The following is a 21,677-nucleotide window of genomic DNA, read 5'->3' as shown; positions in this document are numbered from 1 at the left end:
ACAGCTGGAGAGCCGTCGTCGTCTGCCCGGTACTGGTGCGCACGCCCATCCCAGGACACCGGAGCACCATGAAGGCTTCCCTCCCCCAGCATGGCGGCTCGCTCCGCTCACCGCTCCCGACTCAGGCCGCAGCCGGGCCCGCGCTCCCGTTTCAGCTTCGGTCCAGCCCAGCCTGCGTTCGTGCCGTGCCTTCAGCCAGCGGCCGGATACACAGCGGCCATACACCGTGGCTGGGTCCCCGTCGGCTCCACGGCTGTAACGATCTCGACGTTCAGCCCGCGCCTTGGAAGCTCCCGGTGGCTAATCCCTGCGGCTCTCAAATAGGCCACGAGTGATCGTTTCTCCGGTGAAGAGGCTCGCCCATCAGGGTGAGAATTCAAACGCCCTGGGTATGGGAGCGTACGCGTCTCCGCTATCACAGAGACGTGACACAAAAGACCGCACCTCACCAGGCAACTTGTCCGGGGGAACACACAAGGCGCCCGCCCTCACGACGTCCACCCATATTAACGAAGTCACCTATTCAGAGGGGACAGGATCACCGCGCACCCCGTAAACGACACCACCCGCCTCCGTCGATGCCCGATCCGGCGGACTCAAGACCGACAAACTCGACGAAGCCGCCAGACATAGCTCAGTGCGATGGTGGCCGCCGCGCCTGCCTGCCACCGAACATTCCGGCACCGAAATGCGGTCAAATCTGTCCCTCTGGGACAGCAGTTCGGGAAACATCGCCACGACCAGCGCGGGTCCGCGGACCATAAAGCAGGTAATTGACACCCACAGAGACGGACGCCTCGTGATCACCAAACAGAATTCACCTCTACGCTATTGGTTCCTTTGCTGGCTCCTCGTGCTTATCCTCCTGGCAGAAATTTCCCTCTTCACGTGGAGCGCCGTCTACGACGTAAAGGATTACGGAAAGGAGCAGGTGCTCTCATCGCTCCTCAGATTCCTAATTACAGCCCTCAACATTGTCGCACTGCTCCAGATGTACCACGGGAGTTCTCTCGCTCACCTCCTGCGAAAGGTCTGCCGAATCCTACCTGGCGCGTCCCGTAGGCCAACCGGACCGAGTGCCATTTCCGCCGCTATCCGAACAGCACGTAACCAACAGCGACGGCGCGACCGTGCGAGCGCAGCCACTCCCCCCGGCGCCACGATTCACAGCCCCTGGCATTACCCGATTGTGCTGCTATCTCAGGCTGCAGCTCTACCCATGCTGTTCATTCCGATCTGGATCGACCTGCACAGCCGGACACTCGACATGGAATGGCTAATTCCGACACTCATTCTCTTCCTTTGCGCCCTCATGCTAGTGATTAGCGCTGCGGTATATGGTCATCTAAATTTTGGCTGGGTGGCCCTGGGCACCCTTCTGCCACTCCTGGGTTTTTCCCAGTGGGCTTATATGACCTTTTATAAACCTGTAAACGAACGCCCAAAGGTCGACGTCTCCGCAACATTGGAGAAGATCAACACCTCGCGCAGGACCACCCGAATCCGCGGCGTTGTGACACTTAAAAACAATGGCACAGCACCCGCGAAAACTTTGGGCGCCGTTTATGTAGTCACAGGGCACCGAGTAGAGTCGGCGGAAGGCATGAGTGCCCGCAATGCGAGTGCAACGCTGGATCTGGGGAAGCCAAATCGTCGACATTTTGGAAAGTATGAAACCCTCCTCAGTTTCGACGATCTGCTAGCCACGGGGGAGTCTTTGGCTCCTGGAGAGACACGGACCCACTCGTTCGTATTCGACGCGAATGACGGCAAACAAAATATCGTTCGACTGACTGCATACATTTCAATGTCTACGCCGAATGGAGATATGAAGCCGGGGAAATGCAAGCACGCACCAGCGGCATCAGATGTCTGCACGCGAACGGATTTTGCCCCCACGAGCCTGGCCAAAAAGAAGCTGGGTGACGAGCCCTTCGCCGATACGGTGGTCCATTTTAGCGAGATGCAGGCGACGCCCCCGCGCCCTCCGTACCTATCCACAGCTTTTGGTGCCCGAGACCAGTCCAGTGACGACGAGAATGTGCAGAACATTGACCCACTCGTACGAGATCAGTTCACGCAGTCCATCACGGAACTTCGCTTGGATCCGTAACAGCACTGGCTATGGCACTGCTCCTACATCACCGCGTGCTCACGGATTCCCAGCGGAGTCGGTGGCACACCCCCGGTCCGGCCGTACAGGCGTTGCCCTCGCGTGCGGCGCCCAGACGACGACGGCGCGCGCATCGCGCTCCCCTGGCGTCGGTGGCGGTGGGCCTGAGGCTGAACACCCCTCACACCGACGGGGTGATCGCTTCGATGAAGCTGGGCCCCAGGTCGGCGGCCGAGGAGAAGCTGCGGAAGCTCCGGAAGGGGCGGTGGTTGCCATCGGCTCTAGAGGCGCTGACATTGGGCCGTAACCGATGCACTGAGAGATGAGCTGTTCTTGAAGGCAACGTGTGGTGGGCCGCCGCTGGGCCGTCCGGGGGTGGCCCAGGGTGGCCGGCGACGACCATCGTCGACCACTCCCGGGCTGGTCAGGGGCGGTTGAGAATTCGTCCGCTGAGGTCACGGCAGTGCGGTGTAAGTTCCGCGACATCTGATGCGGTGACAGGTCCGGACGCCCCGGACGGCGCGCGCGGGCCCGCCGCTCCGGCAGAGCGGCGGGCCCGCGTGTTCGTGGGCGTGCGCATGCCGGGGAAAGCGGCGTGAAACCGCTTCGCGTGTGGTGGAGTGACACGCGTACGCTGCGGCGGTTCTGCAGAGCGTTGGTCTTGGGGGGTCATTCATGTTCCACCGTCGGGGATTCGCCGTGGCAGCGCTCGTGGGGGCAGTGGTCCTGCTCGGCAGCGGATGCGAGGATGCCGCGCCGAAGAAGGGTGCGGACAAGCCGGCCGGCGCCACGACCCCTGCCGTGCCTGCGGCCCCGCCCAGTACGGCCTCGATGCCCACGCTCGTCGGGCAGAAGTTCACCGACGCCGAGGCCACCGTGAAGAAGCTGGTCAGCAGAGCCGTCGAGGCGCGCAGCGCCTACAGCGACGTCCCGTTGGCCGCGGACCACGCCGCGTGGGCGGTGTGTTTCCAGACCCCGGCGGCCGGGAGCCCCCTCGAGCCGTCGTCCGCCGTCGAGCTCTCGCTCGTCGCGCCCGGCCGGCCGTGCCCGGACAAGGCCGGCGCCGCCCTCACCCCCTCCAAGGCCCCGGCGGCGAGCCGGACTCCCGCCCCGCCGAAGCCGAAGACCTCGCCCCCGACCGACGGCGGCTCCACCGGCGGTGACGGCGGCGGCAGCGGGGGCGGCAGAGGCGGGAGCAGCGTCTACTTCCAGAGCTGCGCCGAGGCCAAGGCCGCCGGGGCGGCGCCCATGCGGCGCGGCCAGCCCGGTTACCGCGACGCCCTCGACCGGGACAAGGACGGCATCGCCTGCGACAAGTAGCGACAAAAGGGCAAACAGACCGATGGGTTTCAGCCCCATGGCGGAGCGATCGTCGGCGCCTCCGGCGCGGGCGGGCAGAATCGGCCCCGTCGGTACGGTGTCGAGGGGGCGGCCATGGCAGCAGCGGATACACGGACGGGAACCGGTACGGAGGTACCCGCGCTCGGGGGAATGCCCCTGCTCGGTTCGCTCTTCGACCTGAAATCGGACTCGCTCGGGACCTATCTGCGCGCCCAGCAGCAGCGCGGCGACGTCGTACGGATCAGCGCCGGCCCGCCGGGGCTGCGCGCCGAGCTGTACTGCGTCTTCTCCGCGGAGGGCGCGCAGCAGGTCCTGGCCTCGGAGGCGGCCAACTTCCGCAAGGACAACGCCTTCTACCAGGAGCTCCGGGACTCCTTCGGCAACGGTCTGCTCACCAGCCAGGACGAGGACTACCTGCGCCAGCGGCGGCTGGTCCAGCCGCTGTTCACCAAGCGCCGGGTGGACGGCTACGCCGATGCCGTCGCGGCCGAGACCCGGGCGGTGGCCGCGGGCTGGGAGCAGGCTCCCGGCGGAGTCGTCGACGTCGGCGAGGAGATGATGCAGCTCGCCCTGCGCGCGGTCGCCCGGATCCTGTTCGGCACGGACGTGGAGGCCACCGTCGACGTCGTCGACCGGTGTTTTCCGGTCATCACGGAGTACGTGCTGCGCCGCGGCTACTCCCCCGCCAGCTTCCCGCGTACCTGGCCCACTCCCGGCAACAAGCGGGCGGCCGCCGCGATGGACGAGCTCTACGCGGTGTGCGACGAGATCATCGCCGAGCGGCGCAGTGGTGCCCCGGCCGGGGGCGAGGACCTGCTGAGCCTGCTCGCCGCCGCGACGAGCACCGACGACGGGGAGTTCGACGCCGCCGAACTGCGCGACCAGGTACTGGTCTTCCTGCTCGCCGGCCACGAGACGACGGCCACCTCGCTCGCCTTCTCCCTGCACCTGCTGGCCCGCCACCCCGAGCAGCAGGCGCGGGCCCGGGAGGAGGTCTCCCGCGTCCTGGGCGACCGTACGCCGCAGGCCGCCGACCTGGACCGGCTCCCGTACCTCACGCAGGTCCTCAAGGAGGCGATGCGGCTCTATCCGGCCGCCCCGGTCATCGGCCGCAGTTCGGTCGCGGCCACCGAGGTCGGGGGACGGACCATTCCGGCGGGCTCGGACGTGATCCTGGCCCCGTGGGTGACGCACCGGCACCCCCGGTACTGGCCGGATCCGGACCGCTTCGACCCGGACCGGTTCACCCCGGAGGCGGAAGCCGGCCGTCCCCGCTATGCCTGGTTCCCGTTCGGTGGCGGCCCGCGCGCCTGCATCGGGCAGCACTTCTCGATGCTGGAGTCGGTGATCGCGCTGGCGATGATCCTGCGGGCGCACGAGTTCGAGGCCCTGGACACCGACGTCCCGGTCAGCGCCGGGATCACCCTGCGGGCGGACGGCCCGATCCGCTGCCGGGTCCGGAGCACGGCCGGATAGCGACCGCACAACCGCCGGATCCTGCTGCCCGCGAGGATGTCCGTCGAGAGGGAGGGGGCCGGGTGCATCGCCTGGTGCGTGTCGTGACGGCGGCCGTCGTGCTGTCGGTCTGTGCGGTGGTCACGGCATCCTGTCGGTCCGAAGGCCAGGACCCGGCGCCCGGCGCGTTCCGCGCGCAGCCGCTGGGCCCGGAGGAGTTGCGGGCCGCGATGCCGTCGGGGCGGCAGCTGCCCGGGTACCTCGTCGGGCAGCCGGAAGGACGGCCCGGCGGGCAGCAGAACGGGGCGGCACGTGCCACGCTCACGCCGGACAGTCCCCCCGCCTGCCAGAAGTTCGTCGACTTCATGTGGGAGGACGCCGAGCACCGGCCGACGGCCGATCTCCGGGCCGCGGTACGGCCTGCGGGCGACCCGTCGGGACGGCTCGACCTGAAGAGGCTCCACTCCCTGAGACTCGCCAGTTACACCGTGGACGAGGCCACGGCGGTCATGGAGGGACTCAAGCGGGCCCTGCCCCTGTGCAAGGAGTTCGTCGCGTACACCCTCATGTTCGGCGATCAGGACGTCCGCGTCGTGGTGAAACCGGGGCCCGCTGCGGGCGCGGGCGACGACAGCGTCGTCTTCACGTGGACCACTCCGGGCCTTCCGCTGAACGAGCCCTCGCGCACCACGGTCGTCCGCACCCGCGGGGTGCTCGCCACGTACCACGGCGCGGTGCCGGCCTCCGTTCCGCGCGGGCAGCACGAGAAGCTGCTGGCGGCATCGGCCGCGGGGTGACGCGGGCCCATGCCGTGCGTGGCGGCCCGGGCTCGGACGGCCGTGCCGGAGGGCACCTCAGACGGCCGCCGGGGCGTGGTTGCCCTTGAGGCGTTCCAGGTCCGAGGGGCGGACCTGGATCACGAGCAGCGCAATGGCCGCGGAGACCAGGGCGAAGCAGGCCGCGACGATGAACGCGGAGCTCACGCCCGAGGTGAGCACCTGGTCGCCCCACGGGTCCGGCAGCTGCCCGGTCCGCAGGAAGAGGGCCTTCTGGGCGGGGGCGGCCTGGCTCAGGAAGGCCGGGACCTGATCATGGGCCTCGTTGCGGCTGACCGTGCCGAACACCGTGACCAGGATCGACAGGCCCAGCGATCCGCCCACCTGCTGCGTCGTGTTGAGCAGTCCGGAGGCGGCGCCCGACTCCCGGTCGCGGACGTTGGACAGGGCCATCAGGGTCAGCGAGACGAAGTTCATGCCCATGCCGAGGCTGAAGACGAGTATCGGGCCCAGGATGCTGCCCAGGTACGTCGAGTCGACGTCGGTCTGCGTCAGCCAGGCCAGGCCGGCCGAGGCGCACAGCGCTCCCGCCACCATGAAGGGTTTCGGCCCGTACTTCGGCAGGAGCTGGGAGGTGATGCCCGCGCCGACGGCGATGACGACGCTCACTGGCAGGAAGGCGAGGCCGGCCAGCAGCGGGCTGAAGCCCAGTACGTTCTGCACGAACAGGGTCAGGAAGAAGAACATGCCGAACATGGCGCAGGCCAGGAAGAGCATGATGCCGTAGGACCCGGCCCGGTTGCGGTCGGCGAACATGTGCAGCGGGGTGATCGGCTGCGGCGAGCGCCGCTCGTTGAGGAAGAACAGCAGGAGCAGGACCACGGCCGCCCCGAAGGAGCCGAGCGTGATCGGGTCGGTCCAGCCCTCCTGGGAGGCGCGGATGAAGCCGTAGACGAGCGCGACCATGCCGAGGGTGGACAGCAGCGCGCCGGCGACGTCGAAGTGTCCCGGGTGGCGTGCGGACTCGCGGATGACGCGCCGGGCCATCAGGGCGATGGCCAGGGCGATCGGGACGTTGACGAAGAGCACCCAGCGCCAGTTGAGCCACTCGACGAGGACGCCGCCGGCCAGCAGTCCGATCGCGCCGCCGCCCGCCGAGACGGCGGCGAACACGGCGAACGCCCGGTTGCGCGCCGGGCCTTCGCGGAACGTGGTGGTGATCAGCGCCAGGGCGGTCGGGGAGGCGATGGCGCCGCCGACGCCCTGCAGGGCCCGGGCGGCCATCAGCTGGCCCTCGTTCTGGGCGAGCCCGCCGAGCAGTGAGGCCAGGCCGAAGAGGAGCACGCCGAAGATGAACACGCGTTTGCGGCCGAGGATGTCGCCGGCGCGCCCGCCGAGGAGGAGTAGTCCGCCGAAGGTGAGGGTGTAGGCGTTGACCACCCAGGACAGGCTCTCGGTGGAGAAGCCGAGGGCGGTCTGGATGTGCGGCAGCGCGATGTTCACGATGGTGATGTCGAGAACGACCATGAGCTGGCAGGAGGCGATGACGACCAGCGCCAGCCCGTTGCCGCTGCCCCGGACCTTGCCGTCGGGCCCCTTACTGGTCGGCGTTGCGTTCTCGTCCACTTTCTCGACGCTAAACCTGCTACCGGGGGTACACCACTCGAATGGCCGAGGGTCGAACGACATGTACAGTGTGCCATTTCACATGACACACTACCGATCATGGATGACTTCCTCAGGCTCTCCGCGAGCACCGGCCGCTTCACCTACGGCGCCCCGCGCGCGTTCTCCTTCGGGGACGACGGCCGGCTGCTCTGGTTCCTCCGCTCCACCGGCCCCACCGATGCCTTCGACAGCCTCTGGGTCCTGGACACCGCCACCGGCGCCGAGACCCGCCTCGCCGACCCCCGCGAGCTGTCCCCCGAGCCGGGCACCCTGCCGGCCGCCGAGCGCAGGCTGAGGGAGCGGATCCGGCTCGTCGCCGCCGGGATCGGCTCGTACGCGCTCTCCGGCGACGGCCGCAGCGCGGTGTTCCCGCTGTACGGGCGGCTGTACCGGGTCGGGTACGAGGGCACTCCCACGGTCGCGCCCGAGGAGCTCCCGGCCGCCGGGCCCGCCCTCGACCCGCGGCTCAACGCCGACGGCTCCCGCACCGCGTACGTCACCGACGACGCCCTGTACACCCACCCGGGCGGCCGGGTCAGCCCGGCCGACGGGGCCCGCTGGGGCATCGCCGAGTTCGCCGCCGCCGAGGAACTGGACCGGGGCCGGGGCCACTGGTGGTCCCCCGACGGGGAGACCCTGCTGGCCGCCCGCGTCGACGAATCCGCCCTCCAGCGGCGCCACTTCGCCGACCCCGCGCACCCCGAGCTCCCGGCCGAGGACTTCGCGTATCCCGAGGCGGGCGGGCCCAACGCCGAGGTCCAGCTGTGGGTGCTCGGCCCGGGCGGCGGCCGCGTACGGCTCGACTGGGACGCGGTGACGTACCCGTACGTCTCCGATGCCGACTGGGAGTCGGAGACGGAGATCCTGCTGACGGTCCAGGACCGGCTCCAGCAATGCGTCCTGCTGCTCTCCGCCGACCCGGCCACCGGCCGTACCCGGGAGCCGACGGGATCCGGCGGACCGTACGCACCGCCGACGGGCGCGAGTTCGAGCCCGCCGACCTGGCCGCGCGGCTGCCGTACCAGGTGGTCCCGCTGCTGCAGCGGGTCACCGAGCACGCCATCCCCACCTCGGTGGTGCTGCCCCGCGGCCACGTCCCCGGCCGGCGGCTGCCCGTCCTCATGGACAGCTACGGCGGCCCCTGCTTCCAGGACGTGTCCGCCGAGCCGCGCCGCTGGCAGCACCGCCAGTGGTGGGCCGACCGGGGCTTCGCGGTGGTGACCGTCGACAACCGCGGAACCCCGTACGTCTCCCCCGCCTTCACCCACGCCGTGTACCGCGGGTTCTCCGAGGTCACCCTGGACGACCAGGTCGCGGCCCTGCACGCGCTCGGCGAACGCCATCCGGACCTGGACCTCGGCCGGGTCGGGATACGCGGCTGGTCGTACGGCGGCTACCTCTCCGCGATGGCGGTGCTGCGCCGCCCGGACGTCTTCCACGCGGCGGCCGCCGGGGCCGCGCCGACCGACTTCCGGCACTACGACACCGCGTACACCGAGCGCTACCTCGGGCTCCCGCAGGACGACCCCGAGGTGTACGAGCGGGACTCGCTGATCCCGGACGCCCCGCACCTGAGCCGGCCGCTGCTGCTCATCACGGGCCTGGCCGACGACAACGTCCACCCCTCGCACACCCTGCGCCTCTCCCAGGCCCTGACGGACGCAGGCCGCCCGCACCAGCTCCTGGCCCTGCCCGGTGTCACCCACATGACCCCGAACGGCACGAAGGAGAAGCTCATGGCCCTGGAACTGGAGTTCTTCCGCCGCGAACTGGCCTGAGCACCGTCCCCTGCGCCCCGCCGGCCTCGACACCGGCGGGGCGTGCCCGGCCGGGCGGTCAGGGCTGCGGGGCGAAGACCGTCCGGATCAGCGCGGTGAGGACCAGAGCCGTCGCGGGCGCGTACCACCAGCGACTGAGCCGAGCCGTGTTCACGCAGACTGCCGTGACCGCGACGGCCAGGAGCTCCACCGACAGGCCGAGCCCGGCCATCAGACGGACGGTCTGCGTCACCGACCGGTCCCAGGGCCCCTCGGACTCGGTGAGCAGCGCGTTGAGAAGGAAGAAGCCCGCCACGGTGTGCAGCACCAGCAGAACGGCAGCGCCCGCGGCCGTCGCCACCCGGTGGCGTCGGGTGAGCCCCGGTACCTGCTGCTCAGTCATTCAGCGCCCGCCTCGCGTCCTCGATGTTCATGCCGAAGCCACGACACCTCCTGGTGCGAGCGGGGCACCCGGGCCATGACCGTCATCCCGCCGTCGGGCCGCCCCGCGTACAAGAGCCCCGCCAGTTCAACGAGAAGAGGCGAATTTCCGTTGATGGACGCGGCGTTCGCCACATATCCGTCGCTACTCGATGTCATTTCCGCCCCTGGATCATTTGCGGTGAATGACGTTACGGGACGCTGCGCGAACACCCGGGCAACGGAAGGACCCGGGCCGATCGTGTCGGCCCGGGTCCTCCGCTTTCTTCCCCTTGCCCCCCCCGTCAGGCGCCAGGGAAGTGGCAGGCCACCTCGCGCGAGGCGGCGATCCGCAGCAGCGGGCGCTCCGTCCGGCAGATCTCCTGCGCCTTCGGGCAGCGCGGGTGGAACGTGCAGCCCGGGGGCGGTGCCGCCGGGCTCGGCGGGTCGCCGAGCAGGACGATCCGCTCCCGCCGCCGCTCGGCCGCCGGATCCGGCAGCGGAACGGCGGACAGCAGGGCCCTGGTGTACGGGTGCTGGGGGTTTTCGTACAGGGTGCGCTTCTCGCCGATCTCGACGATCCGGCCGAGGTACATGACGGCGACCCGGTCGCTGACCCGTTTCACCACGGACAGGTCGTGCGCGATGAACACGTAGGCCAGACCGAGTTCGCGGCGCAGGCGCTCCATCAGGTTGACGATCTGCGCCTGGACGGAGACGTCGAGCGCGGAGACGGGCTCGTCGGCGACGATCAGCCGGGGGCTGGTGGCCAGCGAGCGGGCGATCCCGATGCGCTGGGCCTGGCCGCCGGAGAACTCGTGCGGGTAGCGGTCGATGTGCTCCGGGATCAGCCCGACCAGGTCCATCAGTTCGGCCGCCCGGCGGCGGGCGTCGGAGGCCGACCAGCCCTGCACGAGCAGCGGGTCGGAGATGATCCGGGCCACCGTCTGGCGGGGGTTGAGGGAGGAGTGCGGGTCCTGGAAGACCATCTGGAGGTGGCGGCGCAGCGGGCGCAGCCTTCCTTGCGGAAGGCGGGTGATGTCCCGTCCGTCGAAGGCGATGCTGCCCGAGGTGGGCTCCAGCAGCCGCACCAGCATCCGGCCGGTGGTGGACTTCCCGCAGCCCGACTCGCCCACCAGGCCGAGGGTTTCGCCCGCCGCGAGATCGAAGGAGATGCCGTCGACGGCGCGGACGGGCGCCCCCCGGCGCCCGGACGCGGTGCGTCTGCCGGGGAAGGCCATGGTGAGATCACGTACGGACAGCAACGGCTCGGGCAGCGCCTGGTCCGTCCCGGCGGCCCGGTCCGGCCGTGCGGTGGTGTCCGGGGAGCGGGCCTCTACGGTCATCGGGACGCCTCCGGGGCGGTCGGAGCGGTCGGAGCGGGCGCGGCAACGGGCACCGCCCCGGCCCCCGTGAAGTGACATGCGGCCGTGCGCCCGGCGGCCTTGTAGGGCCGTGGCTCGGGCCGCTCGGTGGCACAGCGGCGCTGCTGCTCCGCGGTGCCCGCGGCGGCCAGGGGGCAGCGCGGGGCGAACGCACAGCCGGGGGCGGGCCCGAGCAGGGAGGGCGGCGAACCGGGGATGGCCCGCAGGGGTTCGTCGTCGGCGTCGTCCAGCCGGGGCAGCGAGTCGAGCAGGCCCCGGGTGTACGGGTGCGCCGGGTCGGCGAACAGTTCGTCGACGCCGGCCTGTTCGGCGGCCCGGCCGCCGTACATGACCAGCACCTCGTGCGCGACGCGGGCGACCACCCCCAGGTCGTGGGTGATCATCACGACGCCGAGGCCGCGCTCCTGCTGGAGCCGGGCGATGAGCTCGAGGATCTGCGCCTGCACGGTCACGTCGAGGGCGGTGGTGGGTTCGTCGGCGATCAGCAGATCGGGTTCGCAGGCCAGCGCCATGGCGATCATCGCGCGCTGGCGCATGCCGCCGGAGAACTGGTGCGGGTACTCGCCGGCCCGGCGGGCCGGTTCCGGGATGCCGACCTCGCCGAGCATGTCGACGGCGCGCCGGCGCGCGGCGGCCCGGCCGGCCTTGAAGTGCACCCGGAAGTGCTCGGCGATCTGCTCGCCCACGGTGTAGTAGGGGTGCAGGCTGGACAGCGGGTCCTGGAAGATCATGGCCATCTTCCGGCCGCGCAGCCGGGACAGCTCCTTCTCGGACATCCCGGTGAGCTCCTGCCCGGCCAGTGCGATGGAGCCGCCGACCTCGGCGCCCCGGTGCAGGCCCATGACGGCGAGCGAGGTGACCGACTTGCCGGAGCCGGACTCGCCGACGATGCCGAGGGTCCGGCCGGCCTCCACGGTGAAGCCGAGCGCGTCGACGGCTCGTACGGAGCCGCGCGGGGTGGTGAAGGTGACGCGCAGGTCGCGCACCTCCAGCAGGGGGGCGGCGGCTGGGGCGCCCATCAGTACCTCACCCTCGGGTCGATGACGGCGTACAAGAGGTCGACGACGAGGTTGGCGACGACGATGAAGAAGGCGGCGAGCAGCGTGACCCCGAGGACCACCGGCTGGTCCGAGCTGACCAGGGCCCCGTAGAACAGCCGCCCGATGCCCGGGAGTCCGAAGATGGACTCGGTGATGACGGCTCCGGCGAGCAGCCCGCCGAGGTCCATGCCGAAGATGGTGAGGATCGGGGTCATCCCGGAGCGCAGCCCGTGCTTGACGACGACGGTGCGCTCGGGCATGCCCTTGGCACGGGCGGTACGGATGTACGGCTCGGCCATGGCCTCGATCATCGAACCCCGGCTCTGGCGGGCGTACATGGCGGCGTAGAGCAGGGCGAGCGCGGTCCAGGGCAGCAGCAGGTTGGTGGCCCAGGCGGCCGGATTTTCGCTGAAGGCCTGGTAGGTGGGGTAGGGCAGGAGCCCGGCGACGCGGATGACCCCGTAGATGAGCATCACGGAGGTGAAGTAGACCGGCAGCGAGGCCGCGGCGACCGCGCCGACCATCAGGGCCTTGTCGGTGGCGGTGTCCTTGCGCAGGGCCGCGGTGACCCCGGCGCCGAGCCCGAGGACGAGCCACAGCACGGCGGCGCCGACGGCGAGGGAGGCGGAGACGGGGAGGCGGTCCATCAGCAGGTCCCACACGGGCAGGGAGTTCTCGTACGAGTAGCCCAGGCACGGGAAGTCGCACTGGACGGCGTACTGGCCGGTGCCGAGGGTGCGGCCGGTGAAGATCCCCGTGAGGAAGTCGGCGAACTGCCGCCACACCGGCTGGTCCAGGCCGAGGTACGCCCGTACGTCGGCCAGCCGTTCGGCGCTGCAGGTCTTGCCGCAGGCGGCCGCGGCCGGGTCGGAGGGCAGGACGTAGAAGATGAGGAAGGTGACGGCGGCGATGGCGAGCAGGACGCCCGCGAGGGCGAGCAGCCGGCGCGCGAGGTAGAGGATCAACTGCGGCCGCCCCTCGGGTCGAGGATGTCGCGCAGGGCGTCGCCGAGCAGCGTGAAGGCGAGTACCGCGAGGAAGAGGAAGGTGCTCGGGATGACGAAGTACATGGGGTCGGTCTCGTAGAAGGCGACGGACTCGGCGATCATCTGGCCCCAGGACGGGGTGGGCGGGCGTACGCCCACGCCGAGGTAGCTGAGCGCGGCCTCGGTGCTGATCATGCCGGGGATGAGCAGGGTGGTGTACGCGATGACCGGGCCGGAGACGCCCGGGAGGATGTCGCGGGTCAGGATCCGCCAGGAGCTCGAGCCGCCGACGCGGGCGGCGTCGACGTACTCGCGGTGTTTGAGGGAGAGGGTCTGGCCGCGGACGACGCGGGCGACGCCGGGCCAGCCGAAGACGCCGATGACGGCGGTCATGAGCACGATCCGGTTGACGTCCTTGGCCACGGAGAGCATCGCGATCATGAAGATGAGGGACGGGAAGGACATGGTCAGGTCCATCAGCCGGGACAGGACCATGTCGGTGCGGCCGCCGAAGTAGCCGGCGGCGATTCCGGCGGCGGTGCCGGTGACCACGACGATGGCGGTGGCGGCGAAGGCGATGAGGAGGGAGACCTGGGCGCCGTGGACGACGCGGGCGAACAGGTCGCGGCCGGTGACGGGTTCGACGCCGAGCCAGTGCTCGGGGCTGATCCCGCCGAGGGAGCCGAGGGGCTGGCCGCCGAGGTAGGGGTCGATGGCCGACTTGTCGAACTCCTCGGGGGACCAGCCGCCGAGCGCGCCCAGCCAGGGGGCGGTGACGGCCATCAGGACGAAGAGGAGGACGACGCAGAGGCTGACGCGGACGGCGGGGCGGCGGCGGAGCTCCCGCCGGGCGAGCTGCCAGGGGCTGCTGCCGGTGGCAGCCGCCGCGGGACCGTCCTTGGCGGCGCCGGGGGCCGGTGCGCCGCCCGGAGCCGGGACCGGGGCCGTCTGGCCGCCGGCACCGGGTGCGGTGGTGGTCATGGTGTCGGGGGCTCCGTATCCCTCAGCCCTGGCTCTTCGAGGGGTCCTTGAGGCCGACCGTGCCGTAGTCGATGGTGCCGGTCCACACGGGGTGGCCGTAGGCGCCCGCGATGTTGGGGCCGACGAGCAGCGGCTTGCGCTCGAGCAGGATCGGGACGGCCGGGGACTTCTTCATGATCTCGGCGTCGAGGTCGATCCAGGCCTGGTTGGCCTGCTTGGCGTCTGCCATGGCGTTGATCTCGTCGATCCGCTTGATGGTGGCCTCGTCGCGGAACTGGCTGTTGTTGCCCTGGTTGCCCTTCTCCTTGATGGTGCGTCCGTCGAAGACGAAGGGGATCCAGGTGGAGCCGGAGGGGTAGTCGGGGCACCAGCCGGAGAGCGTCATGTCGGGGGTGGTGGAGAGGTCGCCGATGACGTCGTAGTACGCGCCGGGGTCGATGGTGTCGATGACGACCTCGATGCCGACGCGGGACAGGCCCTGCTGGATGGCCTCGGCCTTGCTCTTGTCGCCGGTGGAGACGGCGAGGGAGACCTTGAGGGTCTCCTTGCCGGCGGCCTTGAGGAGCTCCTTGGCCTTGGCGGGGTCGCCCGCCGGGGCGATCTTGAGGGTGTCGGCCTGCTTGCCGCCGGAGAGGGCCGGCGGCAGGTAGGCGGTGGCGACCTCGTTGAGGGCCGGGCCGCCGCCCGCGGTGACCACCGCCTCCTTGTCGACGGCGTACTGCATGGCCTCGCGGACCTTGGGATCGTTGAAGGGCGCCCGGGAGTTGTTCAGGGAGAGCATCTCGGTGCAGCCCTGGGACTCGGCGAGCAGACGCGCCTTGATGTCCTGCTTCGGCAGCACCTTGGGGGCGCTCTCGGGGCGCATGTCCATGTACTGGACGGTGGAGGCGTCGGCGCCCTCGCCGGCGATGATGCGGTCGTCGATCTGGCCGCCCTTGAGGCCCATGACCACGACGAACTTGTCGGGGTAGGCCTTTCTGACCGTGTCGGTCTTCGGGTCCCAGTGCTCGTTGCGGACGAGGACGAGCTTCTTGTCGCGGTCGTACGACTCGATCTTGTACGGGCCGGAGGAGAACGGGCGGGCGTCGTACTGGGTGCCCTTCTCCTGGGACTGCGGGACCGGGGCGAAGGTGGGGAGGGTGGCGGTCGCCGAGAACTCGGCGACCGGGCGCTTGAGTTCGAAGACGATGGTGCGCTCGTCGGGGGTCTTGACGGAGTCGAGGTGCTGCCCCTGGAGCGGCCCCTTGTAGCCCTCCGTGCCGGCCAGGTACTGGGCGGCGTAGTCGGGGCCGCCGGTGAGGTCGGGGGCGAAGGAGCGCTCGACGTTGTACTTGACGTCCTGCGCCTTGATCGGCGTTCCGTCCTCGTACTTCACGCCCTCCTTGAGGGTGAAGGTCCAGGTCTTGCCTCCGTTGGAGGGCGTACCGAGGTCGGTGGCGAGGTCGGGGACGAGCTCGCTGCCGGCCTTGCCGGGCTCGGCCTTGAAGGTGACGAGCGTGCGGTAGAGGAGCCGGGTCCCGAAGTCCATGGCCGGCATGACCCAGTTGCGGGCGGGGTCGAGGTGGGCGAAGTCCTGGTTGGACAGGACGGTCAGGGTTCCGCCCTTGACCGGGGTGCCGCCGAGGATCTTGCCGTCGTTGGCGGCGGCGGGGTTGCTCGCGCCGGCGCCGGTGGAGCCCTTCTTGGGGTCGGAGCAGCCCGAGGCACCGAGTGCGAGTGCGGCCACCAGGGCGGTGGCGAGGGCGAGTTGGGTGCGCTTGGTCATGGGTCACTCCAGTGAAGGGCCGCGCTCTATGATGTGACCGGTAACATAGTAATGTGAAATTGTACTGACAAGAGGTTGGCGCCGCCGTTATCCAGCCGTTGCCCAAATGCCGCCGTTCGAGGCCGCGTTGGGGGCAGTGTCCGCAGCAGGCGACGACCAATGTGATCCGCGCCTCTTCATTCGGCTTCCGCTGGCGTGAGCCATAGATCATCTCGCAGTCTTGGCCATAGGCCAGATGAGATTCGGCCTCCGACTGCCAGAAGGGAAGGGCCAATGACCAGCCAGCGCCCCGGGCTGTACGAGATGCTCGACGACCGGTTCCGCACCGGGCGGTGCATGAACGGTGATGACGCACTGGAGGTCCTCCACACCGGCTGCCGCTGGGCCGAGGGGCCGGTCTACCTGCCCGCCTGGCGGCAGGTGGTCTGGAGCGACATCCCCAACGACCGGATGCTGCGCTGGGACGAGGAGACGGGCGCCGTCGGCGTCTTCCGCCGCTCCGCCGGGCACACCAACGGCAACACCCTCGACCGCCAGGGCCGGCTGATCACCTGCGAGCAGGGCAACCGCCGCGTCACGCGCACCGAACACGACGGCACCATCACCGTGTTGGCGGACCGCTGGAACGGCAAGCGCCTGAACAGCCCGAACGACGCGGCGGTGAAGTCCGACGGTTCGGTCTGGTTCTCCGACCCGGACTTCGGCATCACCAGCGACTACGAGGGCCACCGCGCGCAGAGCGAGATCGGCGCCAACAACGTCTACCGCGTCGATCCCGCCACCGGTGCGGTGCAGCTGGTCGCCGACGGCTTCGGCGCACCCAACGGTCTGGTCTTCTCCCTGGACGAGCGGCAGCTGTTCGTCTCCGACACCCGGGCCGGCTTCATCCGGGTCTTCGACGTACGCGAGGACGGCACGCTGTCCGAGGGCAAGGTCTTCGCCGAAGCGGCGCCCGGGAAGGCTCGCTTCGACAACCTCCGCTTCGACGACGGCGGCCGGCTCTGGGCCGCCGCGATGGACGACGGGGTGCACTGCTACGACCCCGACGGCACCCTGATCGGACGGCTCAACGTCCCCGAGACGGTCTCCAACATCGCCTTCGGCGGCGCCAAGCGCAACCGCCTCTTCGTCACCGCCGAAACCAGCCTCTACTCGATGGTCATGGGCGTCACCGGCACGCACCCGACCGGCCCGGGGCGCCGGCGCTGGCTCGACGGCTGAGGGTGCCCTCCGCGCCGCGCAGCCCCGCGCAGCCCCGTGAAATCCCCTAGAGGCCCGACCCCAGGCCGCCCGGCGCGCGGCCGACCGGTTCGTCGCGGCCCTGGGCCCAGAGGGAGCGGACGTGGCCGAGGTGGCGGACCATGCAGGCCTCCGCCGCCTCCGCGTCCCCGCTGATCATCAGGTCCAGCAGCTCGATGTGCTCCTCGGCGGAGGAGACCAGCTTTCCGGCCTCGTCCAGGCCGGTCAGCCCGTACAGCCGCGAGCGCTTGCGCAGGTCGCCGACCGTCTCCACCAGGCGGTCGTTGCCCGCCAGGGCGAGCAGCGAGAGGTGGAAGCGGCGGTCCGCCTCCAGGTAGGCGATGAGGTTGTGCTCGCGGGCGCTGGTGACGATCTCCTCGGCGATGGGCCGCAGCGCCTCGAGCTGCTCCGCCGTGGCGATCTTCGTGATCCGGCCGATGGTCGGGACCTCGATCATCGTGCGCAGCTCGGTGTACTGGTCCAGGTCGCGTTCGCTGACCTCGGTGATCCGGAAGCCCTTGTTGCGGACGGGTTCCACCAGGCCCTCGCGGGCCAGGTCGAGCATCGCCTCGCGGACGGGCGTGGCGGAGACCCCGAGTTCTGCGGCCAGGCCGGGCGCCGAGTAGACGCTGCCGGGGCGCAGTTCACCCGCTATCAGGGCTGCTCGGAGGGCATGGCCGACCTGGTCGCGAAGCCGTTCCTGGGCCTTGATGAGACTGTGCTGCTTCAGGTCACCCATTGCTGTTCCTCCGAAACCCTTCACGCCACCGACGTGCGGAGGAACAGCGTACAATGTCACGTTTCGCTGTTCTCTCCGGCGGCGCGGTACATCGCCACCGCCACAGCGAGATCTTCCCAGGCCATGCCCACGCTCTTGAAGAGCTGTGGACAACTCGGGGGCCCGGCCACCGGCATCCGGCCCGTCACCAGGTCGGCCAGGGTGCCGCTGATATGACCGGGTCCGATGGCCCCCTCCGCCTCCGGCACCAGCAGGTCCCCCGCCTCGCGCAGCGCTGCCGCCCGCGACTCCACGTACACCGCCGCCCGGCGCACGAGGGCGGTGTCGGTCTCGCGGGCGTCCGGCTCGTGCGAGCCGACGGCCACGACCGTCGCGCCCGGAGCCACCAGCCGCCCGTCGAAGAGGGGTTCGCGAGCCGTGGTGCAGCACAGCACCAGGTCCGCGTCGGCCACGTCCTGCGGGGTGCCCGTGCGGGCCGGCACGCCCAGGGCGCCGGCGTGCTCCGCCAGCTTCTCCGCGGCCACGGGGTCGCGGCCGATGACCACGGTCTGCGCCAACTCCCGCACGCCCCGCACCGCTTCGAGATGCCCGTACGCCTGCGGGCCGGCACCGAAGAGCACCAGCCGCAGCGGCCGCCCGGCCGGCGCGAGATGGCGCAGGGCGAGCGCCGAGACCGCCGGGGTGCGCAGGGCGGTCAGCGCCGCGCCGTCGAACAGGGCCAGCGGGCGCAGGGTCGGTCCGTCCAGCAGCAGGTACGAGCCAGTGATGCGGGGCAGGCCGCGGGCCGGGTTGCCGGGCGCCACCCCGGCGATCTTCACCCCGGCGTACGCCCCCGCCGCGGCCGGCATCAGCAGCAGCTCGCCGCCGCCCGGCACGGGCATGGCCGAGCGCTGGGGGCAGGCCTCCGGGTCCAGCCCGGCCAGCAGTACGCCGGCCAGCGCGTCGGCGGCCGCGGCCGGGGTGAGCAGCGCCGCCGTCTCCTCGGCTTCGAACTGCGGGATCACAGCAGGAATCCGGGGCCGAGGGCGTCCTGCGGATCCCGTACGAACGTGTGCTCGCCCGTGCGGTACGCCGTGCCGGTGACCTCCGTGACCAGGCCGTCGCCGGAGCGCACCGGCACCACCCGGCCCGTGAACACCGTGCCCACCACCGACTCGTGGAGCAGGTCCTCGCCCGCCCCGAGCCGCCCGTCCTCGGCGAGCAGCGCGAGGCGCGCCGAGGTTCCCGAGCCGCAGGGCGAGCGGTCGATCTGCCCGTCGGCGAACACGGTGACATTGCGCTGGTGCGGTCCGAAGGGCGTGTCGGGCAGCTCCTCGTGGAGGATCACCCCGTACACCCCGGAGAGCAGCGGCCCGCCGGGGTGCCAGGTCCCCGGGTGGCCGGCCAGCGCGGCCCGGATCTCCTGCCCGGCCCGGACGAGTTCGGGCAGTGCGGCCCGGGAGACCTCCAGGCCGAGGTCACGGGCGGCTGCGGACGCGTAGCAGGCGCCGGCGTGCGCGAGGTCCACCTCCGCCATGCCGAGGGTGGTCGCCACCGGCACCTTGCGGGCGCTGACCCGGGCCGGGACGTTGCGGAAGGTGACCCCGGTGGTGCGTCCGCCGCTGCGGTGCACGGTCGCGGCGACCCGGCCCGAGGGCACGTCGATCCGCACCAGTACGTCGCCGTCGTCCGGGGCGGCGACCCGGCCGGTGTCGACGGCCCAGGCGCCGAGGGCCATCGTGCCGTGGCCGCAGGCGGTGGAGTAGCCGTCCTTGTGCCAGAACAGCACGCCGAAGTGGGCCCCGTCGTCGTCCGGGGGCACGACGAACCCGCCGTACATCCCGGCGTGCCCGCGCGGCTCCTGCACGAGGAGCCGCCGTACGTCGTCCAGCGGGCTGCGGCGCGGGGCCGTCCCGGAGCCACCGGCGCCGATGGCGGTGGCGCAGCGCTCGGCGACGGTGTCGCCGGGTACGGGCGGCAGGCCCGCGTCGGCGACGTCGACGATCCGGAAGGGCTCCCCGGCCGTGTGGTAGTCCACGCTCCGGACGGGGGCGGTCCCGGCGCTCACAGCAGGAACCCCGCCGGGAAGGGGTCGGACGGGTCGAGGAAGTACTGCGCGGTGCCGGTGATCCAGGCCCGCCCGGTGACGGTGGGTACGACGGCCGGGAGCCCGCCGACCGTGGTCTCCCCGGTCAGCCGCCCGGTGAACTCCGTACCGATGAACGACTCGTTGACGAAGTCCGCGCCGAGCTCGAGGAGGCCGCGGGCGTGCAGCTGGGCCATGCGCGCGCTGGTCCCCGTACCGCAGGGCGAGCGGTCGAACCAGCCCGGGTGGATGGCCATGGCGTGCCGGGAGCGGCGGCCGTCGGAGCCGGGGGCGGCGAGGTAGACGTGCTTGACCCCGGCGATGGAGGGGTTCTCGGGGTGGACGGGCCGGTCTCCGGATGCGTTGACGGCGTCCATGACCGCGAGGCCGGCGGCGAGCAGCTCGTCCTTGCGGTCCCGGTCGAAGGGGAGGCCGAGGGAGTCGAGCTCGACGAAGGCGTAGAAGTTCCCGCCGTAGGCGAGGTCGTAGGTGACGGTGCCGAAGCCGGGGACCTCGGCCTTCAGGTCGAGCCCGACGCAGAAGGACGGGACGTTGGTGAGGGTGACGGCGGTGGCCGCCCCGTCCTCGACGCGGACGTCGACGCTGACCAGCCCGGCCGGGGTGTCGAGCCGGACGGTGGTGACCGGCTCGACGACCTCCACCATCCCGGTCTCGACCAGGACGGTGGCGACCCCGATGGTCCCGTGCCCGCACATGGGGAGCAGGCCCGACACCTCGATGTAGAGCACGCCGAAGTCGGCGTCGGGCCGGGTGGGGGGCTGGAGGATGGCGCCGCTCATCGCGGAGTGCCCGCGCGGCTCGTACATGAGCAGGGTCCGGACGTGGTCCGTGTGCTCGATGAAGTGGAGCCGCTTCTCGGCCATGGTGGCGCCGGGGATCACCCCGACACCGCCGGTGATCACCCGGGTCGGCATGCCCTCGGTGTGCGAGTCCACCGCGTGGTAGATGTGGCGCGTACGCATTCCGCTCCCCTTGTGACTAGTTGAGGCCCTCGGCGAGGGCCTTCTCGGTGGCGGCGCGGACGGCGGCCTCGGTCTCCCCGGTGAGGGGGAAGCGCGGCGGGCGGGTGGCGCCGCCGGGGCGTCCGGCGAGGTCCATGGAGAGCTTGATGGCCTGGACGAACTCGGTCTTGGAGTCCCAGCGCAGCAGGGAGTGCAGGGACTTGTACAGGGGCAGGGCGGTGGCGACGTCTCCGGCGACGGCGGCCCGGTAGAGCTCGGCGCAGGAGCGCGGCAGGGCGTTGGGGTAGCCGGCGATCCAGCCGACCGCGCCGGCGAGGGCGAGTTCGAGCAGGACGTCGTCGGCGCCGATGAGCAGGTCGAGGCCGGGGGCGAGTTCGGCGATCTCGTACGCGCGGCGGACGTCCCCGCTGAACTCCTTGACCGCGACGATGCTGCCGTCGCCGTGCAGGCGGGCGAGCAGGGCGGGGGTCAGGTCCACCTTGGTGTCGATGGGGTTGTTGTACGCGACGACGGGCAGCCCCGAGCGGGCGACCTCGGCGTAGTGGGCGCGTACGGTCGCCTCGTCGGCCCGGAAGGCGTTGGGGGGAAGCAGGAGTACGGAGCCCGCCCCGGCCTCGGCCGCCTGGTCGGCCCAGCGGCGGGCCTCGGCGCTGCCGTACGCGGCGACGCCGGGCATGACGCGGGCGCCGTCCCCGGCCGCCTCGACGGCGGTACGCACGACGCGCGCCCGCTCGTCGTCGGTGAGGGTCTGGTACTCCCCGAGGGAGCCGTTGGGGACCACGCCGTCGCAGCCGTTGGCGATGAGCCAGGCGACGTGCTCGGCGTAGGCGTCGTAGTCGACGGTGAGGTCCTGGCGCAGGGGCAGCGCGGTGGCGACCATGATGCCGTGCCAGGGGCGGGTGCGGGTGTCCGTACCGGTGGTGGGCGCGGGGGTGTGCGCGTCGGTCATGTGAGAGCTCCCTAGA

General features: G+C 70.9%; 19 protein-coding genes. 7 read left to right on the top strand and 12 right to left on the bottom strand.

The features are described from left to right. The first annotated feature begins 1,219 nt into the window (after nucleotides 1–1,219). From IF09_RS45525 to IF09_RS0109715, 4 genes are all read left to right on the top strand, one after another. Complete coding sequence (locus IF09_RS45525; RefSeq protein WP_158709940.1) at nucleotides 1,220–2,113, top strand: hypothetical protein; 894 nt, start codon at nucleotides 1,220–1,222, stop codon at nucleotides 2,111–2,113. Nucleotides 2,114–2,812: 699 nt separating this feature from the next. Continuing rightward, nucleotides 2,813–3,433 carry an excalibur calcium-binding domain-containing protein gene (locus IF09_RS40045; protein ID WP_234320939.1) on the top strand — a complete coding sequence of 207 codons (621 nt, stop codon included), beginning with the start codon at nucleotides 2,813–2,815 and terminating at the stop codon, nucleotides 3,431–3,433. A 114-nt stretch (nucleotides 3,434–3,547) separates the two neighbouring features. Next, nucleotides 3,548–4,930 (top strand): cytochrome P450, encoded by a 1,383-nt coding sequence (locus tag IF09_RS0109720; protein WP_030294002.1) that lies wholly within the window; start codon nucleotides 3,548–3,550, stop codon nucleotides 4,928–4,930. 62 nt (nucleotides 4,931–4,992) lie between these two features. After that, nucleotides 4,993–5,706: a hypothetical protein gene (locus IF09_RS0109715; RefSeq protein ID WP_030294000.1), complete on the top strand. Its 714-nt coding sequence runs from the start codon at nucleotides 4,993–4,995 to the stop codon at nucleotides 5,704–5,706. A gap of 57 nt (nucleotides 5,707–5,763) precedes the next feature. Here IF09_RS0109715 and IF09_RS0109710 read toward each other — a convergent pair whose 3' ends face one another. Beyond that, on the bottom strand, nucleotides 5,764–7,311 hold the full coding sequence (locus IF09_RS0109710; RefSeq protein ID WP_030293999.1) for an MFS transporter: 1,548 nt from the start codon (nucleotides 7,309–7,311) through the stop codon (nucleotides 5,764–5,766). Nucleotides 7,312–7,410: 99 nt separating this feature from the next. Between IF09_RS0109710 and IF09_RS40040 the strand changes: the two genes are divergently transcribed. Further along, complete coding sequence (locus IF09_RS40040; protein ID WP_234320938.1) at nucleotides 7,411–8,574, top strand: DPP IV N-terminal domain-containing protein; 1,164 nt, start codon at nucleotides 7,411–7,413, stop codon at nucleotides 8,572–8,574. Beyond that, a complete protein-coding gene (locus tag IF09_RS46875; protein ID WP_234320937.1) occupies nucleotides 8,475–9,131 on the top strand; it encodes an alpha/beta hydrolase family protein in 657 nt (218 codons plus the stop codon). Before IF09_RS40040 ends, IF09_RS46875 begins: the two co-directional genes overlap by 100 nt. 58 nt (nucleotides 9,132–9,189) lie before the next feature. On the opposite strand, the gene IF09_RS0109700 is transcribed toward IF09_RS46875, so the two are convergent. The 6 genes from IF09_RS0109700 to IF09_RS0109675 form a co-directional block, all read right to left on the bottom strand. After that, on the bottom strand, nucleotides 9,190–9,513 hold the full coding sequence (locus IF09_RS0109700; protein WP_030293998.1) for a hypothetical protein: 324 nt from the start codon (nucleotides 9,511–9,513) through the stop codon (nucleotides 9,190–9,192). A 322-nt stretch (nucleotides 9,514–9,835) separates the two neighbouring features. Then, nucleotides 9,836–10,771, bottom strand: coding sequence for an ABC transporter ATP-binding protein (locus tag IF09_RS0109695; protein ID WP_234320950.1), 936 nt, complete (start codon nucleotides 10,769–10,771; stop codon nucleotides 9,836–9,838). Nucleotides 10,772–10,872: 101 nt separating this feature from the next. Then, entirely contained in the window at nucleotides 10,873–11,934 is a 1,062-nt protein-coding gene (locus IF09_RS0109690; protein WP_051832297.1) for an ABC transporter ATP-binding protein, read from the bottom strand. Further along, on the bottom strand, nucleotides 11,934–12,920 hold the full coding sequence (locus IF09_RS0109685; RefSeq protein WP_030293993.1) for an ABC transporter permease: 987 nt from the start codon (nucleotides 12,918–12,920) through the stop codon (nucleotides 11,934–11,936). Before IF09_RS0109685 ends, IF09_RS0109690 begins: the two co-directional genes overlap by 1 nt. Beyond that, nucleotides 12,917–13,921: an ABC transporter permease gene (locus IF09_RS0109680; protein WP_030293992.1), complete on the bottom strand. Its 1,005-nt coding sequence runs from the start codon at nucleotides 13,919–13,921 to the stop codon at nucleotides 12,917–12,919. The genes IF09_RS0109685 and IF09_RS0109680 overlap by 4 nt, the downstream gene beginning before the upstream one ends. 22 nt (nucleotides 13,922–13,943) lie before the next feature. Then, a complete protein-coding gene (locus IF09_RS0109675) occupies nucleotides 13,944–15,686 on the bottom strand; it encodes an ABC transporter substrate-binding protein (protein WP_030293990.1) in 1,743 nt (580 codons plus the stop codon). A gap of 273 nt (nucleotides 15,687–15,959) precedes the next feature. On the opposite strand from IF09_RS0109675, the gene IF09_RS0109670 reads away from it, so the two are divergent. Continuing rightward, on the top strand, nucleotides 15,960–16,907 hold the full coding sequence (locus IF09_RS0109670; RefSeq protein WP_030293988.1) for an SMP-30/gluconolactonase/LRE family protein: 948 nt from the start codon (nucleotides 15,960–15,962) through the stop codon (nucleotides 16,905–16,907). Nucleotides 16,908–16,953: 46 nt separating this feature from the next. Here the strand turns inward: IF09_RS0109670 and IF09_RS0109665 are convergent, their stop codons facing one another. Genes IF09_RS0109665 through IF09_RS0109645 form a run of 5 tightly spaced genes read right to left on the bottom strand, consistent with a single transcriptional unit; the run spans nucleotide 16,954 to nucleotide 21,661 of the window. Continuing rightward, complete coding sequence (locus IF09_RS0109665) at nucleotides 16,954–17,664, bottom strand: GntR family transcriptional regulator (RefSeq protein ID WP_037634477.1); 711 nt, start codon at nucleotides 17,662–17,664, stop codon at nucleotides 16,954–16,956. A gap of 56 nt (nucleotides 17,665–17,720) precedes the next feature. After that, the gene (locus IF09_RS0109660) at nucleotides 17,721–18,668 is read right to left on the bottom strand and encodes an ornithine cyclodeaminase family protein (RefSeq protein WP_234320936.1); all 948 of its coding nucleotides are present in this window, start codon (nucleotides 18,666–18,668) and stop codon (nucleotides 17,721–17,723) included. After that, nucleotides 18,665–19,681 (bottom strand): proline racemase family protein, encoded by a 1,017-nt coding sequence (locus tag IF09_RS0109655; RefSeq protein ID WP_234320935.1) that lies wholly within the window; start codon nucleotides 19,679–19,681, stop codon nucleotides 18,665–18,667. The genes IF09_RS0109660 and IF09_RS0109655 overlap by 4 nt, the downstream gene beginning before the upstream one ends. A 26-nt stretch (nucleotides 19,682–19,707) precedes the next feature. Continuing rightward, entirely contained in the window at nucleotides 19,708–20,712 is a 1,005-nt protein-coding gene (locus IF09_RS0109650) for a proline racemase family protein (RefSeq protein WP_030293981.1), read from the bottom strand. Nucleotides 20,713–20,728: 16 nt separating this feature from the next. Beyond that, nucleotides 20,729–21,661, bottom strand: coding sequence for a dihydrodipicolinate synthase family protein (locus IF09_RS0109645; RefSeq protein WP_030293980.1), 933 nt, complete (start codon nucleotides 21,659–21,661; stop codon nucleotides 20,729–20,731). Nucleotides 21,662–21,677: the final 16 nt, after the last annotated feature.

The organism is Streptomyces katrae (assembly GCF_000717655.1).
Lineage (GTDB): Bacteria > Actinomycetota > Actinomycetes > Streptomycetales > Streptomycetaceae > Streptomyces > Streptomyces katrae_B.
This window is presented reverse-complemented; position numbering and strand designations above follow the sequence as displayed.

Coding starts and splice junctions, on each gene's coding strand:
- IF09_RS45525 (WP_158709940.1), top strand. CDS start 1,220: ATGCTGTTCATTCCGATCTGGATCGACCTGCACAGCCGGACACTCGAC.
- IF09_RS0109720 (WP_030294002.1), top strand. CDS start 3,548: ATGGCAGCAGCGGATACACGGACGGGAACCGGTACGGAGGTACCCGCG.
- IF09_RS40040 (WP_234320938.1), top strand. CDS start 7,411: ATGGATGACTTCCTCAGGCTCTCCGCGAGCACCGGCCGCTTCACCTAC.
- IF09_RS46875 (WP_234320937.1), top strand. CDS start 8,475: ATGGACAGCTACGGCGGCCCCTGCTTCCAGGACGTGTCCGCCGAGCCG.
- IF09_RS0109700 (WP_030293998.1), bottom strand. CDS start 9,513: ATGACTGAGCAGCAGGTACCGGGGCTCACCCGACGCCACCGGGTGGCG.
- IF09_RS0109695 (WP_234320950.1), bottom strand. CDS start 10,771: ATGGCCTTCCCCGGCAGACGCACCGCGTCCGGGCGCCGGGGGGCGCCC.
- IF09_RS0109690 (WP_051832297.1), bottom strand. CDS start 11,934: ATGGGCGCCCCAGCCGCCGCCCCCCTGCTGGAGGTGCGCGACCTGCGC.
- IF09_RS0109680 (WP_030293992.1), bottom strand. CDS start 13,921: ATGACCACCACCGCACCCGGTGCCGGCGGCCAGACGGCCCCGGTCCCG.
- IF09_RS0109675 (WP_030293990.1), bottom strand. CDS start 15,686: ATGACCAAGCGCACCCAACTCGCCCTCGCCACCGCCCTGGTGGCCGCA.
- IF09_RS0109670 (WP_030293988.1), top strand. CDS start 15,960: ATGACCAGCCAGCGCCCCGGGCTGTACGAGATGCTCGACGACCGGTTC.
- IF09_RS0109665 (WP_037634477.1), bottom strand. CDS start 17,664: ATGGGTGACCTGAAGCAGCACAGTCTCATCAAGGCCCAGGAACGGCTT.
- IF09_RS0109650 (WP_030293981.1), bottom strand. CDS start 20,712: ATGCGTACGCGCCACATCTACCACGCGGTGGACTCGCACACCGAGGGC.
- IF09_RS0109645 (WP_030293980.1), bottom strand. CDS start 21,661: ATGACCGACGCGCACACCCCCGCGCCCACCACCGGTACGGACACCCGC.